We start from the raw sequence: 243 nt of genomic DNA, 5'->3' as shown, positions 1-243 counted from the left end.
GAATGCCGGTTGTCGCTGCGGCATTCGAGTTCGCCTTTATGGGCGGTTCAATGGGGTCTGTTGTGGGTGCACGTTTCGTGCGTGCCGTTGAGCAGGCGCTGGAAGATAACTGCCCGCTGATCTGCTTCTCCGCCTCTGGTGGCGCACGTATGCAGGAAGCACTGATGTCGCTGATGCAGATGGCGAAAACCTCTGCGGCACTGGCAAAAATGCAGGAGCGCGGCTTGCCGTACATCTCCGTGC

At 59.3% G+C, this 243-nt stretch carries 1 protein-coding gene; it reads left to right on the top strand.

The genetic code is table 11. The features are described from left to right. Positions 1-243, top strand: a 243-nt coding sequence (locus V5P19_RS24300) for a carboxyl transferase domain-containing protein (protein WP_334408089.1), incomplete at both ends; no start/stop codon positions are given.

This window comes from Enterobacter sp. UNJFSC 003, from assembly GCF_036903355.1.
Taxonomy (GTDB): Bacteria; Pseudomonadota; Gammaproteobacteria; order Enterobacterales; family Enterobacteriaceae; genus Enterobacter.
Note: the sequence above shows the minus strand (reverse complement) of the source record. Positions and strands in the feature narration are given on the sequence as shown.